Origin of the sequence: Metamycoplasma gateae (assembly GCF_036352135.1) — a bacterium.
Classification (GTDB): domain Bacteria; phylum Bacillota_I; class Bacilli_A; order Mycoplasmatales; family Metamycoplasmataceae; genus Metamycoplasma; species Metamycoplasma gateae.
This window is the reverse complement of the sequence record NZ_CP143578.1, coordinates 1-16,474: the sequence shown is the minus strand read 5'-3', so window position 1 is coordinate 16,474 and position 16,474 is coordinate 1. Positions and strand designations below refer to the sequence as shown.

The following is a 16,474-nucleotide window of genomic DNA, read 5'->3' as shown; positions in this document are numbered from 1 at the left end:
TCTTTTTAGTTTAGTTTTATTAATTTATTTACCTACTTTTAAAATATTGTGTAGGTAATATAAATTGTATATGTTAATTATTAATTTTCTATTTATTAACTTTTTATTATTCAAAATAACAGTATCAAATTAAAATACCATCGCCATAACGCGTGGTATTTTAATAAATAAACTATTTAATTATTTTAGATTGTAATGTAATTCAACAATTTCTTTTAATGTATCTAGTGGTAATGCACCTGTTTCTAATAACAGATTTAAGAATTCTTTAATATTTTCTTTATCTGAAACAAATTGTTCTCTTGTTAAACCTTTTGATTTACGTACTCTGTCGTATAGTTTTAACATAGCTTCCTTACCCGAGTTATATGAGGTTGCTTGACCTGGTAGATTTAGGTAACGTTTTGATTCTGAAGTAATATCACCAATTCCTAATGCTGAATTTGCTTTTAAGAAGTTTCTTACATCTTGAATTGATGCACCTGCAGGTAAATCTTCTTGACCTTGAATATCACCATGATATGCTGTATCAACTGCACGTCTCATATTACGTAATTGAGCTTCATTTAAAGCTCCGTAGTATTGTAGCATGTTTGCAAGTTCAACAGCTTTTAGAGTGTGAGCTTTCTTATTTTCTTCCGTAATTTCAGTTCCGTTAGCTGCTAATTTTCAATAAACTCCACCATGAAGTTCTTGAATACCTTTAACTTCCTCATCTGTTACATTTTCAGCTGTTGTAGCTTTTACAAAACTTGTAATACCTTTTGAAGTTTTGAAACTTGAAGGTAAGGCGTAGTAATCTTCATTTGCAAAATCAGGTGTTCCATATCATCCAGCTTCAATTCCAAATCATTCCATGAATAGAGCTCATCCTTCGATGTATGACGTGTAATTGAAAATATTTCCAATTGTTAAACCGTCTACTTTTTTCAAGAATTGTTCTGCATAGTAAATTTGGTTGTGGTGTCCCATAACACTTTCGTGGTTAGCAAATGATGTTACTGATCATTTTGGTAAGCTGTAGTATGGGTCAGCATTAAACATAAATGCCCCAAATCCATCTTTTTCAACCTTAGAATTTTCATTATATGCACCAACACCTTCGTCAGCACGTCTTGAATATTGATAGGTTGTTAAACCGTATTTTGGAACTTGGTTAGGGAAGTATGAAAATCCCTCTTGCATTGTTGTTTCTCTAAATTGTCCATATCCCTTGAATGCTTCTAAAGCACCGTAGTAGAATTGTTTGTTTGTAATTGAACCGTATTTTTCTTCCGAATCTTTTAAAAATTCATATCCTAAATCTTTTAAGTTCTTAATTGCGTCTTCTAATTTAGCATCTTCAACTAATTCTTTTTTCTTTTCTTCTGTGTAATATGAAGAATCTTCACGTCCAAAGAAGAATTGTTCTTGGTTCATTCATTTGTTAAATTCAATTAAATTAATTTCGCCAGCTTCGTTTCTAATGTTTAGTTGTACATCTGCTGCTTCTTTTTCGCCTAATCCATCTTCGTCATATTTAACTGTTGGTGCTCAAACACCTGTTTCACTTCCTGTAATTAACTTAGCTACAGCTTTTGCAGTTAAAGTCATGTTGTTAGCTGCTGTTTTTGAAGTTGTATATCCTGATTCAAAAACATCTTGTGCACTGTCGTTAGAAGTAGTTGAGAATTTAAGAATTGAGCTATAAATTTTCTTACCATCTGTTGTTTCTTCTGAACCTGGCATGTGTGCAAGACCAACATTTTTAGCTTCTAAGTCTTTTTGTGTTAATCCTAGACCATAAACTTTTTTAGTTGTTGAGTCTGTTTCATCAAATAATTCGATTGTATTTTCGATTTCTTTATTGTCTTTGTTTGTTTTAAATACCTTTAACTCAGGTAGATTTTCACCCACGCCGTGAGTTGAAGCGTTGTAGTACTCTGTAGCATAGAAAGTATGGAATGCTTTTGTTTCGTCGCTTAATGATGAAGAAGCAATAATATCTGCAACACTTTTTTCTTCTTCAGTTCCTTTAGCAAATTCTAGTAATTCTTTTGCATAGTGAGCTGATAAGAATGCTTTTACGTTATTTTTAATTACAACTTTTGATAAAACAACGTTTGAAGCAATACCTTCTCTTAGGTTAGCTAATAATTTAGTTGCTGTTTCATCTTTGATTTCACTTATTGAATCATAGAATGAGTTTACTGGATAAGCGTATGAAAGACCTCATTCTAAGTATGAACCTACTAAACGGCTTTCAGAAGCATAAATTGATTTAGCAATTTCTCAGTCATATTTTAAACCGCTTACTCATGCAGTTAATGTAACATCTAAGTTATTTGGATTAATTTTGCTAAATTTATCAATTCATCCTTGGTAAAATTCGCTAATTTTTTCAACTTGTTCTTTTGAAGGGTAATTTAGATCTACTTCTTCACCTAAAGTTTTAAGATCGTTTTTAAAGTTTTCATAAGATTTAACAACATATTTTGCTGTATATTTGTAATTGTCCTTATTAACAGTAGCATCACCATTTTCTGCTAATGTTTCTAAAGCTGGATATAAAGCTTCTTCAATAGCTTCATTAAGTTGAGCTTCTAAAGTTGCTTTTTCTTGATTTAGCGTATCAATTTGTTGTTTCTTAGCAACGGCTTCATTGCTATCTTTGTTTTCAATAGCATTGTATTCTGTTTCTAAAGTCGCAATCATTTCAGCTTTAGCTTCAATTTTATCTAATATTTCTTGATTATCTGCCTTAGCTTTTTCTTTAGTACGTTCGATGAAAGCTGAAGGATTTTCTCTATATTCTTTATTAACTATTTTTTTTTGTATTGCTCATGGTGTTAATGTTAAAACAAATGGAGCTGCAATTAGTCCACCTACAATAGCACTAGTTATTAAAGTTTTTTTTGTTTTTGGAGTCATAAAAAATTTTTTTCCTTTCAAATAATTTAATTTATTAAATTTAAAACTGTTTTGAAGTCATCTTAAATTAACTAAAAATGTAAAATAAATATAAAAAATTTTTACCTGCTTTTTTAAAAATAACAGGTATTTTTATTTTACAACTTTAAAAAACAGTTTTCACATAAAACAATTAAATTGAGACCTTTTTATTCAATAATTCCAAAAAATGCATAAAACTTAACTAAATTGATAAAAATTATTTATTTTAAATTGAATATTTAAAAATTTTTTTCGTCTTAACTTCAATATATAATTTTATTTATATCACAATCTTATTTTATAAAATAAAAGGAATTTTATATATGAATACTAATAAAAAGAAAAAAGTTATTTTAACAGTTATTGATGGTCTAGGATTAAGAGAAGAAAACCAAGGCAATGCCTATGCACAAGCATTTCACCCTATTTTTGATTATTTGTTCGCAATGTGTCCTAATTCGGTATTACAAGCTTCTGGGGAATTTGTTGGATTACCAAAAGGACAAATTGGAAATTCAGAAGTTGGTCATTTAAACATCGGTGCAGGTAGAATAGTTTATACCGGTTTATCATTAATAAATAATGAAATCAAAACAAAACAGTTTTTAAAAAATGAAGTTTTAAATAAAATAATTGACGATTCAATTAAAAATAATTCAACACTACATCTAATGGGATTATTAAGTAACGGCGGGGTTCATTCATTAGATAATCATTTGTTTGAAATAATGAAACTTGCAAAATCAAAAGGGTTAAAAAAAGTTTCAATTCATATTTTTGGTGATGGTAGAGATGTTAAACCACAATCAATAAACGATTCACTTAATGTATTAAATAAATTATCAGAAGAATTTAACTATCCTATTTCATCAATTTCTGGAAGGTTTTATGCAATGGATAGAGATCAAATATTTGAAAGGAACGAACTTGCTTTAAGTGCTATACTAGGTAAATCAGAAAATGTTTTTGAAGATGTTAATAAATATATAAATGATCAATATTCTCAAAAAATATATGACGAATTTTTTATTCCTGCTCAAGCAAAAGATGGCCTATTTTTGAAAGATAATGATAATGTTTTATTCTTTAATTTCAGGCCAGATAGAGCAAGACAATTATCACACCTTATTCTAGGAAGCAATCTATATTCTTACAAACCTAATAACAAAATAAAAGTAAATTTATTTGCATCAATGATGAAATACGAAGGAATAGACTCGCTGATAGCTTTCAAAGAAATGGAAATAAAAAATCCACTTGGAGAAGTTATACAAAATAATAATCTAAGACAATTAAGATTAGCAGAAACTCAAAAATATGCACACGTTACATTCTTTATGGATGGTGGAAAAGAAATTAATTTTAAAAATCAAGAGCGAATATTAGTAGAAAGTATAAAGGCCGAGTCATTTGCTGATTATCCACATATGTCTGCTAAAGAAATAACAGATCAATTATTAGATAAAATTTCCGATTTTGATTTTGTAATTATGAACTATGCAAACCCAGATATGGTTGGCCATACAGGTAATTTAAAATCAACAATTAAAGCTATTGAATTCTTAGATGAACAATTTGAAAGAATATTGAAATACGTTATTGCAAACAGAGATAGCATAACATGATTTATTACAGCAGATCATGGAAATGCTGAAATTACTGAAGATGAAAATAATAAACCTGCAACAAAACATACTACCAGCCCCGTTATGTTTATTACTACTGATAAGACTATTGAATTAGAAAATGGCTCATTGTGTGATGTTGCGCCGACAATTCTTGATTATTTAAATATCGATAAACCTAAGGAAATGAGTGGAAAAAGCTTATTAAAAAGATTTTAAAAAAATCAAATCCAAACAAACTAAATAGTTAATGTATAATTAGACTATTATTTAAAAATAAATAAAATTTAAAATTTTAGTTATAAAACTTTGGAGAATTTATGAAAAAAATAAACAAAATATTAGTTGGTTTAGCAAGTTTATCTTCCTTATCAATTATTCCTGCTATTTCTATTTCATGTTCAAAAGAAGTAGAAATAAATGAAGGAGAAGTAAGACAATTAAATTTATTACTAGATAACATATCAAGCAATTTTAATGGATATTATGACAAAGAAACAAAACAATTAAAAGCTGATTATGTTGATTATAATTTTGAAAATAAAGCTGATAAAAAGCAAGAATTTGTTTCTAAATTTAATACATTAATCACTGAAATATTATCAGTTCTTATTACATCAGTTAAGGCAAGAACAATCAGCAGTAAAACAACTTTTGAATTATTATTCAATTCATCATATTCAAAAATTAAGGCCTTTTCTGATTGAGTAAAACAAAATAATTTAGATTTTGTTCATCCAAATACAAAACTATTAGAAAAAATCAAAGAAGTAGAAGCAGAAGTAAAACAAGCTACTGATGAAAAGTATAAAGAAATAAAGGCTACTTTAAATGAAGCAATTCAAGCCGCTAAAACAGTTGCTGGAAACGAAAATGATTCTGTTCAAAATTATACAAATGCTTTAACCATTTTAGAAACAGCCCTAAATACTTTTAAAGAAGAAAAAATAAAGTTAGATGAGAAAAAAGATACCGAAGCACCTGATAAGACAACAGATACATCAGGCGATAAACCATCTACACCAAGTGAAAATGAAGGTTCAGATACAACTACAAAACCTGAAACACCTTCAACAAGGTAAGATTAAATATTTTGTTTTAAAAGCACCCAAAAAGGTGCTTTTAAATTAATTAAATTTTTTGATTAAATATAATCTTAGGAAAGAAAGCTCATCCATATTAATTTCAATATTATTAACTTTTAAATATTTAAGTTCAATAAATAAAAATCTATCTAAATTAAATTGAATAAACTTTCCTTTTCTAAAGAAAATTTTTTTAAGATCATTTAATGGTATTTTTTTATAACTTTTCCATTAAAGCCTAAATATTCTATGTCAATATTGTTATTTAATTTTGATATAAAAAGTTCATACTTTTCTTCATTTATTATATTGTCAAAAAAATTGTTTTTTATTACAATTATGTGATTTAAAAAATCTATAAAATTTTTCATGATTATTAAGAAATTTCATATCTTTAAAAAAGAAAGAAGTTATAGGAGTATGAAATACAAAATTAAATATAATGAAAATTGATAGAAAAATTTTTGACAACTCTTGACGCGAAAATAAAACAATTAATAATGATGTTGTGCAACATAAAAATATATTTGGAACCATTCAAGAAACAATATATAAAGCGTTTTTATAAAACATTTTTTTTAAAAATGAATTATCATATCATAAATTTTCATTCTCAATAATTGAAATTTCATTTAGGGAATGAAGTACCCTTCTTTTAAATATAAAAATATAAAAAAGAAAATTATATAAATTAGTAAATATAATACTAATTACTAAAATAATTATCAATATTTTTATATTCATATTTTCTCTATAATATTATTTTAAATTATTTGCTAATTCTGTTAATTTATAACGTAATAGACTGACTTGTTCCAGATCTAAAATATTATTATCAACCTGAAAAGTTGATGGTTTTGCAAACATTAAATCATCAATAAAATCTATTCGATCATTAATTGATTCAATCTTTGAGAGTTTTTTGTTAAGTTTTTTAAAGGTGGAAAATGTATTAAAAAATGTGTTACTTACACTGAATATTTTATTTAATTTAATATTGTTTCCTAAAAAATATTCATCAATAAATCTGAATATAGGGTCATTCAAATTAATTTTTTCAATTGAAATATAATAATTTTCTCAATCTCCATCTTTATTCATATTTGTCTTATAGTTTTTAATCTTTGTTTTTAATATCATAAAAGTTTTTATTGAAGAATATAATAAAAATACTGGAAGGATCAAAAATACTAAAAATATAAAATTAACATTTGGATTACCGCTACTTAATGGATAATAAATTTTGATTGTAATTGCAAGTAAAAATATAGTAATTTGCAAAAAATAACAATATCGAAAATGTAATTATCCTTATCTTTAGTCAAAATAACTCGGTTTTTAAACTAAACGGTGCTATTTTTTTGTTTTTAGTAAGAAAATCTAGAGTTTCATTAATGAAATAATATTGACTATGTTGTTTAACTCCTATTAATATATTTGTAATTAAAACTATCAAGGAAACCGTTAACGAAGTACTTAATAAAATCATATTATCCTAAATTATCTCCTAAAAACTTATTTGGAAATGTTCTAATATACCGCTCATCTAATTTAAAAATAGAAACATTTAATGCTTTAATAAAATAGTTTAAAAATTAATTAAAAAATAATAATTATTTTTATTTTAATTGGTTATTTTATTCCATTAAATTTAAAAACATATTCACTCTTTATATTCATATAAAATTATAGTATCCCTTTTTTAAAACATTATTGTTCAAGCATTTAAAATGCAATAGGCTTTGATTTTACCTATTGCATTTTAAATTAAATATGATCAATTAGAATCTTAGAGATAAGCAGCTTAATCCACCATCAAGTTTTTTATATTCTGAGGTGTCACATGTAATAACTCTATAAATACCTAAGTCTTGAACTGCTTTTAAAACATTTGGGTATCCTTCTGGAACAATAACAGTTTCATTTACTCAAATACAGTTTGCTGCATATCCTTCACTTTTATCAACAACTATTTGATTAAAATCTTTAAATGTTGGATAGTGTAAGAATTCACCTGAAATTAATAAATTATTATGTTCTAGGTAGTTAACACCTGTTTTTAGATGTAACATTTCAGTCATTGGTACTGGAATACATTTCTTTCCAACGCTTGCTAAAATATTGTGGAATTGACGAATTCCTTCACGGTTTGTTCTTTCAGACATACCTACATAGTATGTATCTCCAACCATCATAACATCACCACCATCTAATGTTCCTGGTGCTTCAATTTTAAATAGGTGGTCTTTATCGAAGAATTTTTCTAGATATGGTAACATTTCATGTTTTTCACCATTACGTGTAGATGCTCCTGGGTTTGATAAAATAGCAATTTCCCCAGTTACTATTACAGCTGTATCTTCAACGAAACATGAGTCTGGGAATTGTTCATTCTTCGGACATATTGTTACTTCTACTCCACAGCTTCTTAATGCTTCAATATATTTTCCGTGTTGTACTAATGCTAGATCGTAAATAGGTTTGCCTAATTCTGGGGCCGATGTAATACCATCAACCATAGATGATGCAGGTACCTTAACGATTACGTTTTTAAATTTATCTTTCATTTGTGTCATATTATTTGTAAATGCTCCTTAAAATTTGTTTGCGGGTTTTTATTAACCCACATATTAATTTTACCCGATTATTAATGATTAAAAACGTCGTAGGAAATGTTTTTTTTAAAATGAAAGTTAGTTTATGTAAAATGAAACTAAATTATTATTAGTCATTAATTATAATTGATTATAATTAAATATAGAGGTAAAAGCATATGTCAAAATATATAGATGTAGTTGATAATTTTGAAATTAATAACCATATAGAAAATGATAAAAATAATTCAAAAATATATTATATAGGCGATAGAGAAATAGATTATATTTTTGATTACTTCAATAAATTAAATAATGATAATAGCCATAAAATAACTAACGATGATATATGCACGCCAATGGAATGCGTTAAAAAAATGATCGATTATATACCAAGTGATTTTTGGAAAAATAAGAATCTAAAAATCTTAGACCCATGTTGTGGTAATGGGAACTTCGGTCGTATTGTAGAACTAAAACAAGTGAAGACAATATTTGATATAACGAAAATGAATTTGGTAAGATATAACAATTGCAAAACCCTACTAAACCCAAAGAATATTCAAAACAATAATTTTTTTGAGTTAACTGATGAATGAAATAATCATTTTGATTTAATTATGGCTAATCCTCCGTATTCTGGCGGAGGCAATAAAAATAAGAGTCTTTCCAATCATTTTATAGAAAAATCTATGGATATGTTAAATGACGGTGGTTATTTATGTTTTATAACACCAAATAATTGAATGACTTAAAATACAAATAATACAACTCTAAAAAAATTACTAACACAAGGTAGCTTTCTAATTATAGATAATGATGCTAAAAAATATTTTAAGGGCGTTGGGTCTTCATTCACTATATTTATTTGACAAAAAAGTAAAATAAATAATAAAACAACAATAATTAATAATTATTTAAAAAAAGATGTTCAAGGGGGGGTTATATTAAAGGATATTCCTTTTATACCTTTATATATTTTCAATAATATAATGAGCATTATAAGAAAAATAATTAGCGAAAAATGAAATTCCTTTAATTATAGATGTGATTTACACAATCATACACAGAGAAACTATTTAAGTGATGAAAAGACTAATGAATTTATTTATAAAACGATACATACACCAAGAAAAATAAGATATTCAAGTAAAAAACAAGATATATACGATAATTGAATAATTATTTTCCTTTATCAACTTATTATTTGCCTTACATTGAACACAACGTAAATATAACTCAATCTGTAGGTTATATGAGTTTTAACTCAAAAAAAGAAGCTGAAGACGTGTTAAAAATAATAAAAAAAGATGAATTTAAACTTATTATTCACCTAAGCAGATTTGGAAATTTTAATAATATAAAAGTTTTAAAACATTTAAATTTTTTCAACAAAATTGAATTTACAGAAGAAGAAAAAGCAGAAATAAATGAGCTTGTATCATTAATAAAATATTAAATTTTGATACCTTTATTATAAATTATCTTATCTTAGTAGCATTAGCCTGTACATTAAGCCAATGGCTTTTTATCAAATTGTTTAACAAACTCTTTTATTAGTATATCTTCATAAGCTAAATATTCGGCTTTGCAAAATATGTTGAAATAACATTATGCCAACTATAATTTACATATTTTGAACACTTAAGTATATAAAGATTGAAAGTTTTTCTTGTTGTTACCATTGATTGCAAAATCTTAATATTTGTAGTTGATGCGGTTCGTCAATTATTTACAACACCACAATTATATGAAATTAATCTTCCTTTAAATTGTTGTCTTGTACTTCCTATTTTGATAATATGTTCTTTTTTTCTAATTTCACAAATTATTATATAAACGACTCCTGGTGTATTTTCAAAAATATTTTTAGATTCCTCGTCCTCAAAATCAAATTCGATAATCCTTTCATTTATTCTTTTATTACCAATAATTAAAAGTGGTTCTGCCTTTAATTTACATATTTTTTTAAATTCTTTTAACGACTTTAAATGAAAAAATATCCAAAGTGGGTTGATTAATTATTTCATTTTCCGTAAAAGGTTTATCATTAATATTTTTCAATTCAAATAAATCAGATAATGCATTAACGTATTTCTTACCTTTTTTAGAAACAAATTTTTCTCCATCAAAATCACATAATTTTTTCAATGAATTTAATTTTCCTTCTTTTTTCATAGCAGTTTTCTTTATGAAATTAATTTTATAACTTTTATATTAACACGTTGAAATTTTACAGCTGAAAAAAAATAAATAAATAAAACGCCAATTTGGCGTTTTTTCGGTCATCACTGATTTTGGCGCGCCCGGCAGGAGTCGAACCCGCAACCTCTTGGGCCGTAACCAAACACTCTGTCCAATTGAGCTACGGGCGCATTTATTGGAGCCACCAACCGGATTCGAACCGGTAATCAAGGTGTTGCAGACCTATGCCTTGGCCGTTTGGCTATGGTGGCAACACTAATTTATTGCTCTAGTATTATACTTCTTTTTTAGTTTTTTATTATTTTTTTATAATAAAGCAATAAAAATAAAAACGCACTTGTGGGTTGTGCGTTAATATATCTTTGAAATATATTTATTATTATAATATATTATATTGATATTTTTAATAAAAAAAACTTTATAAAATTAAATAACAAGATCTTTAAATAAAGAAATATATTGCTTAATTTCCAATGATTCTGGCCGTGAAAGAAGATTGATTTGATTTTTTTGAAAAACTTTTAATAATTTATCTTTATCATATGAAGTAATCAAATTATTCATTAAGGTCTTTCTTTTGAATTGGAAACATCTTTTTATAAAATCTAAATATTTTTCTAATTCAAAATCAATATCTATATTAAAATCAATCTTTACAACCATTGAATCCACTTTTGGCGCAGGGTTAAAATCAGATGATTTTGCAATTAATATCTTTTGAACATTTGCAACACTTTGTAGTGATACAGTCAGCTTACTATAACTCTTATTATTAGGCTTTGCAATTAATCTGTCTCCAACTTCTTTTTGAATCATTATTGTTGCTGATTTTATATATTGTTTATTTTCGATTAATTTAAACAATATAGGTGATGTTATATTATATGGAATATTACCAACTACAACTCTTTTATCAATACTATATAAGTTTGCTTCTAAAAAATCTTGATTAATAAATTTTATTTTTTGGCCAAGATTTTTTGAGATTCACATTTCATATATTTCCTTATCTAATTCATATGCAACAAGCGATTTTACTTTATTAATTAATAAATTTGTTAATGCTCCTAAACCCGGACCTATTTCAATAACATCTTCATTTTCAATGTTTGAAGAATCTATAATCTTATTTTGAATTTTTTTATTTATCAAAAAGTTTTGCCCAAAGCTTTTCTTTGCCTTTATTTCCATAAAAATTAAACTCCAAAAACTTTTTCAATATTGTTTCTAATTTGTATAACAAATTCATCTTCGCTAATATTTTTTAAATTAGAAATATATTTATATGTATATTGAACATAAGGACTTATATTTGGTTGTCCTCTCTTTGGCGTTGGGGCTAAATAAGGGGTATCGGTTTCACAAAATAATCGATCAATAGGTATATTTAAAACTGCTTCTTGCAATGTTTTGGCATTTTTAAAAGTTACTACACCTGAAATTGAAAAATAAATATTTTTAAAAGGTAAGATTCTTTTTACAAATTCCAAATCACCACTAAATGAATGCATTACAATTTTTAAATCTTTGTATTCTTCTTTTGTAATAATATCAAAAGCATCATCCAATGCATCACGAATATGTAACATAGCAACAATATTGTGTTTTTTAGCCACTTCTAATTGAGCTATAAATGATTCTTTTTGTATTTCTTTAGAAGGAGAATCATTATAGTGATAATCTAAACCAATTTCACCAATCGCAATAACATCTTTATCAATTATAGTTTCTAAAAATGCACCATCTTCTTTTCCACTTGCCAAAGTTGGATGAATTCCAATAATAGGATGTAAAAATTCCTTATCTTTTTTACATAATTCCATTAATTCAAGACTATCTTCTTTGCTAGTCCCAACGATGAATAATTTTTCCATATCCATTTTTCTTCATTCTGATACTATTGCAAATGGGTCATCATAATATTCCTTAAATGGGTGTGTATGAACATCAATATATTTCAATTCCATTATTTTCTCTTTCTTTATTTTAATTTTTTATAAATTCTTCAGTTAAAAATTTGAACACTGAATTTACTTTGCTTTTTCAAATATTTTTTTTGCTTATATAATAATTTTCACCATGACTTAATAAATCAGAAACTATTTTTATAATACTAATTTCAATGTTAAGTTTGTTAGCAATTTGAACTAAGGAAGCGGTTTCCATGTCGACTAAGCTTACGTTTGTAAATAAATTATTTATTTTTTTGATATCTTGTTTGAAAAAAAACTTATCGGCTGTACAAATATTTTTTAATTGAATTTTTTTAGGATAAAGCATAGATATTTTTTTATTCAATGAAGCAGATGTTATAAAATCATATTCATTATTTGGTAATTGACCTAGTTTATATCCAGGAATATATGTTAAATCGACATCATAAAAATATGCCTTTTCAATCAAAAATTCATTCCCAATTGATTCATCTTGTATAGAACCAACAGGTCCTATATTAATTATGTTGTTTATTAAATATCCTTTTTCTTTTAATGCTCAAATGCTATTTGTCAATGAAAAGGCTGAATTACTTTTACCAACGCCACAAAAAAGTAATGCAAACTCTTTTGATGAAACTAAATTTTTGTACAAAAATAGTCTTATATTATTAATCGAAAATACAGAATCTAATAACAGATTTTGTTGCTTATTAATTTCTATTTCTTCTTCTTCAGCTATTACGATTAAACTTATTTTTTCCATTTTTACCTTACTTTAATTTAAAAATTTTACATTAAATAATTAATAAAAAATTCTTGGTAATCCAAGAACTTATTATATATATAAATTAAGCAACTAGTCCGTATTTCTTTAGAGTTCTAGCATTTTTTGCAGTAACTCTGACAGTTTTTTTAGATCCGTTTTCTGTTAAAACGGTTACTTTTTGCAAGTTAAGGTCAAATGTTCTTTTTGAAGTGTTTAAAGCGTGTGATCTTTTATTTCCACTTAATGGTTTTTGACCTGTTAATTGATCTCTTCCTGGCATCGCATCTCCTTAATTATGTAAATAGTATGTTAATATTTTATATTAATTTAATTTTTTTTTATTTTTTTGTTGCTTTTGTTATGAAGCACGTGTTATAAAGTAAACTTGCTCATCAATTCAAACTGTATCACCAATTCTTATTTTAGCATTTCTACCATCTGGTGTTCTATCGTTTATTTTAACTGTATGAACATTTAAAAAATATTTAGCCATTCCCCCAGTTCTGCAAACATTTACCTTTTTTAAAAACTGACTTAGTTTAATTTCTTCTCCAAAAATTTCTACTTTCATCTAAAAACCTCTTTGTGGTGTAATTAAATGGAATAAATTTTTATTAGAATCAGAAGTAATTACAATTCTCATTTTATCAGCAGTTAAAGATAATTTAATTTCATCATCTAAACTTTGAATTGCATCTTTTAAGAATTTAGAATTTAAGGCTAATTTAAGTTCGCTATCAGTGTATGAAAAGTTTTTTGTTTTAATTTCAGCATTTGCGATTTCTTCTCTTGTTGATGAAATTGTTAAGACATCGTCAGATATATGTAATCTTATCTTATTATAATTTTCTGAAATAATTACTGAAGCTTTATTTAATAAATTATTTAATTCTCTTTTTGAAATTATTAGTGTATTAGCAAATTGTTTTGGAATGATTTTTGATACGTCGATATATACTTGATCCAATACTTTTGACTGAACTGTTGTTCCTTCGATTTCGAAAGATATTTTTTGTTCTGATACATTTAAAACTACATCTCCGTTATAATCAAAGTTTAAAATATCCTTTAAATTTTTTGCTAGTAATGAAATATTGAAATTATTATCTTCTTCAATATCAATAACTTCTTCGGCATAACGATATTTATCTGTTGCTACGAATTTTAACTTATTATTTTGTGCAGAAATATTTATACAACATAAAATTATATTTGTTTCTAGCGATGAGGCTGAAACAGCTACATTTCTTACAATACTTTTTATCTTTTGTCAATTTACTTTTACTTGGTCTCCATATATAGAAAAATCAATTAATGGATATTCGGTAACATCATATAAATTTAATGAAAAACGATCATTTTCAGTAATTAGTTCTAACTTGTTTTCTTCTGATTTTAAGATAATATCGCCATCTAATTTTTTAACGATGTTTCTAAATAAAGAAAGATCAATTAAAATTCTTCCTGGTACTATTATTTCAGCATCTAAAGAGGTAATGATATCATGCTTTATACTGATCGCACTATTTGAACCAATCAAAGTTATCTTATTACCTTCAGCAACAAGTAATATACCTTTTAATTCAGGCATAAAAGGATTTGAATCAATTGCTTTTGCTACTTTTTCAATTGCATTATCTAATAACAATTTATTAATTTTTATTTTTAATTCCATATTTTAAAATTCCTTATCTTAAATTATCTTCTTTAATGTATTTTGTATTTTTTCTATTGCCATTTTTAATGAAGGATTACTTTGTAAATTTGCCTCTATTCAATTTAATGAAGCAATAACAGTTGAATGAGCTTGATCACCTACTTTTTGCCCAATTTCTTTAAGGGTATAATCAAAGTTATTTTTTAATAAATATATAATTATTTTTCTAGGTATAACTACTTCTTGAACTCTTGTATTACTTGTAATTTTTTTCTTATCAATTCCATAGTACTTACATACAGTTTCAATTATTTTTTCAGGTGTTATGGCTTCTGTATTTCTTGTCACATTTTTAAAAATGTTTTGCATCGTTCGAATATCATATGTAAAGAAATCATCTCCGTCAGAGAATAATTTAATTCTGCTGATAGCGCCTTCTAATGCTCTTATTGAAGATGAGAAATTCCTTGCAATATATTTTAATGCTTCTTCTTCTCATAATTGAGGATTAACACCATTTTCTTTTAATTTAAATTTAAGAATTGAAATAACATCATCTAACTCTAAGTTATTAATTTCTATTATTAATCCACCTTCAAAACGAGTTAAAAATCTTTGTTGAAATCCACCGAGTTCATTAGGTCTTTTATCTGCACAAAAAATAATTTGTTTCTCATCAGATTTCATCGTGTTAATGATATTAAATAAAACATTAAGCGTACTTTCTTTATTGCCATATTGTTGTACATCATCAAACATTAAACAATCATAGGCAGTTAATTCATCAACTATTTTGTTTATTTGTTCTTGATTTTTTGATCTTAATTGTTCAACTAATCTTCTTGTTAAATTATCAGGATTTATATACAAACAATTTAATCCTTTATTTTTTAACTCATTTCCAATCGCATGTAGTAAATGAGTTTTTCCTAATCCACTATTCGAATGAATAAACAACGGGTTAAAGCTATCTTCATATTTTGAACATATTTGCTTAGCTGCTTTTAGTGCAATTTTATTGAAACTACCAGTTGCATAATTTTCAAAAGTTAAATTGTCTTTTACATTTGTTGCTTTTTGATTGTTGATAAATTGTTGAGTTTTGTCCTTATCAATTATCTGTTCAATTTCACTCACGGATGAAATTAATGATAGGACAACTTTTTTTTCTAATGTATTTATTAGTGCCCTTTGAACTGTTTGATAATATTGTGTCTTTATATAATCAATTATTGCATCAGGAGCAATAACATAAGCATTACTTTCTTCAACACTTACTAATTTTAAAACTGAGAAAAAATTATTATAAATCATTGCATCGCTTGCATTGTTTTTTAACTCATTTTGAAAAATTTGGTTTCTTACATTCAAATCTAATTCTTTATCTTGATATTCCATATTTTAAAATTATATTTTAAACACAATATTATTTTACTTAAAATCGTTTTTTATAACATTTATTGACATTTCATCAACATTTTTTATATCTGTTTTTCAACTAAAAATTAGCTATTTTTCATAGATTTTATATAAATTTACATTTAGAAAAATAGTATTAATTTTTTTGTAGATAACTACATCTCTAAATTAAGAAATTAGTTTATACATCTTCTGTCTAATTCAAAGTTAATCAAACCTTATGATATTTTATTAATTTTGATTAATAATTTGCTT

The 16,474-nt window shown here is 25.7% G+C and carries 16 protein-coding genes and 2 tRNA genes; 5 read left to right on the top strand and 13 right to left on the bottom strand.

Annotated features, from left to right (window positions below):
• Positions 1-180 precede the first annotated feature (180 nt).
• The gene (locus V2E26_RS00090; RefSeq protein ID WP_330463440.1) at positions 181-2,910 is read right to left on the bottom strand and encodes a DUF885 family protein; all 2,730 of its coding nucleotides are present in this window, start codon (positions 2,908-2,910) and stop codon (positions 181-183) included.
• Positions 2,911-3,254: 344 nt separating this feature from the next.
• Between V2E26_RS00090 and gpmI the strand changes: the two genes are divergently transcribed.
• From gpmI to V2E26_RS00075, 3 genes are all read left to right on the top strand, one after another.
• A complete protein-coding gene (gene gpmI, locus V2E26_RS00085) occupies positions 3,255-4,775 on the top strand; it encodes a 2,3-bisphosphoglycerate-independent phosphoglycerate mutase (RefSeq protein ID WP_330463439.1) in 1,521 nt (506 codons plus the stop codon).
• A gap of 101 nt (positions 4,776-4,876) precedes the next feature.
• Positions 4,877-5,638, top strand: coding sequence for a variable surface lipoprotein (locus tag V2E26_RS00080; protein WP_330463438.1), 762 nt, complete (start codon positions 4,877-4,879; stop codon positions 5,636-5,638).
• Positions 5,639-6,083: 445 nt separating this feature from the next.
• Positions 6,084-6,209, top strand: coding sequence for a hypothetical protein (locus V2E26_RS00075; RefSeq protein WP_330463437.1), 126 nt, complete (start codon positions 6,084-6,086; stop codon positions 6,207-6,209).
• Positions 6,210-6,400: 191 nt separating this feature from the next.
• Here V2E26_RS00075 and V2E26_RS00070 read toward each other — a convergent pair whose 3' ends face one another.
• Together V2E26_RS00070 and V2E26_RS00065 are read right to left on the bottom strand one after the other, a co-directional pair.
• A complete protein-coding gene (locus tag V2E26_RS00070) occupies positions 6,401-6,742 on the bottom strand; it encodes a hypothetical protein (protein ID WP_330463436.1) in 342 nt (113 codons plus the stop codon).
• 680 nt (positions 6,743-7,422) lie between these two features.
• Positions 7,423-8,217 carry a dimethylarginine dimethylaminohydrolase family protein gene (locus V2E26_RS00065; protein WP_330463435.1) on the bottom strand — a complete coding sequence of 265 codons (795 nt, stop codon included), beginning with the start codon at positions 8,215-8,217 and terminating at the stop codon, positions 7,423-7,425.
• A gap of 197 nt (positions 8,218-8,414) precedes the next feature.
• Here V2E26_RS00065 and V2E26_RS00060 point away from each other — a divergent pair, with 197 nt between their 5' ends.
• Together V2E26_RS00060 and V2E26_RS00055 are read left to right on the top strand one after the other, a co-directional pair.
• Complete coding sequence (locus tag V2E26_RS00060) at positions 8,415-8,990, top strand: Eco57I restriction-modification methylase domain-containing protein (protein ID WP_330463434.1); 576 nt, start codon at positions 8,415-8,417, stop codon at positions 8,988-8,990.
• Between the two features lie 452 nt (positions 8,991-9,442).
• On the top strand, positions 9,443-9,694 hold the full coding sequence (locus tag V2E26_RS00055) for a hypothetical protein (RefSeq protein WP_330463433.1): 252 nt from the start codon (positions 9,443-9,445) through the stop codon (positions 9,692-9,694).
• A gap of 509 nt (positions 9,695-10,203) precedes the next feature.
• Here V2E26_RS00055 and V2E26_RS00050 read toward each other — a convergent pair.
• From V2E26_RS00050 to dnaA, 10 genes are all read right to left on the bottom strand, one after another.
• On the bottom strand, positions 10,204-10,413 hold the full coding sequence (locus V2E26_RS00050) for a hypothetical protein (protein ID WP_330463432.1): 210 nt from the start codon (positions 10,411-10,413) through the stop codon (positions 10,204-10,206).
• 120 nt (positions 10,414-10,533) lie between these two features.
• Positions 10,534-10,610 (bottom strand) — tRNA-Arg (locus tag V2E26_RS00045).
• Positions 10,611-10,616: 6 nt separating this feature from the next.
• Positions 10,617-10,691, bottom strand: a tRNA-Cys gene (locus V2E26_RS00040).
• 175 nt (positions 10,692-10,866) lie between these two features.
• A complete protein-coding gene (gene rsmA / locus V2E26_RS00035) occupies positions 10,867-11,631 on the bottom strand; it encodes a 16S rRNA (adenine(1518)-N(6)/adenine(1519)-N(6))-dimethyltransferase RsmA (RefSeq protein ID WP_330463431.1) in 765 nt (254 codons plus the stop codon).
• A gap of 5 nt (positions 11,632-11,636) precedes the next feature.
• On the bottom strand, positions 11,637-12,407 hold the full coding sequence (locus V2E26_RS00030; protein ID WP_330463430.1) for a TatD family hydrolase: 771 nt from the start codon (positions 12,405-12,407) through the stop codon (positions 11,637-11,639).
• A 19-nt stretch (positions 12,408-12,426) separates the two neighbouring features.
• Complete coding sequence (locus V2E26_RS00025; RefSeq protein WP_330463429.1) at positions 12,427-13,140, bottom strand: phosphorylase family protein; 714 nt, start codon at positions 13,138-13,140, stop codon at positions 12,427-12,429.
• An 85-nt stretch (positions 13,141-13,225) separates the two neighbouring features.
• Positions 13,226-13,423: a 50S ribosomal protein L28 gene (gene rpmB, locus V2E26_RS00020; RefSeq protein ID WP_330463428.1), complete on the bottom strand. Its 198-nt coding sequence runs from the start codon at positions 13,421-13,423 to the stop codon at positions 13,226-13,228.
• Between the two features lie 78 nt (positions 13,424-13,501).
• On the bottom strand, positions 13,502-13,714 hold the full coding sequence (locus tag V2E26_RS00015; protein WP_330463427.1) for an RNA-binding S4 domain-containing protein: 213 nt from the start codon (positions 13,712-13,714) through the stop codon (positions 13,502-13,504).
• The gene (gene dnaN / locus V2E26_RS00010) at positions 13,715-14,818 is read right to left on the bottom strand and encodes a DNA polymerase III subunit beta (protein WP_330463426.1); all 1,104 of its coding nucleotides are present in this window, start codon (positions 14,816-14,818) and stop codon (positions 13,715-13,717) included. It lies immediately after the preceding gene.
• 18 nt (positions 14,819-14,836) lie between these two features.
• On the bottom strand, positions 14,837-16,198 hold the full coding sequence (gene dnaA / locus V2E26_RS00005) for a chromosomal replication initiator protein DnaA (RefSeq protein WP_330463425.1): 1,362 nt from the start codon (positions 16,196-16,198) through the stop codon (positions 14,837-14,839).
• Between the last annotated feature and the right edge of the window lie 276 nt (positions 16,199-16,474).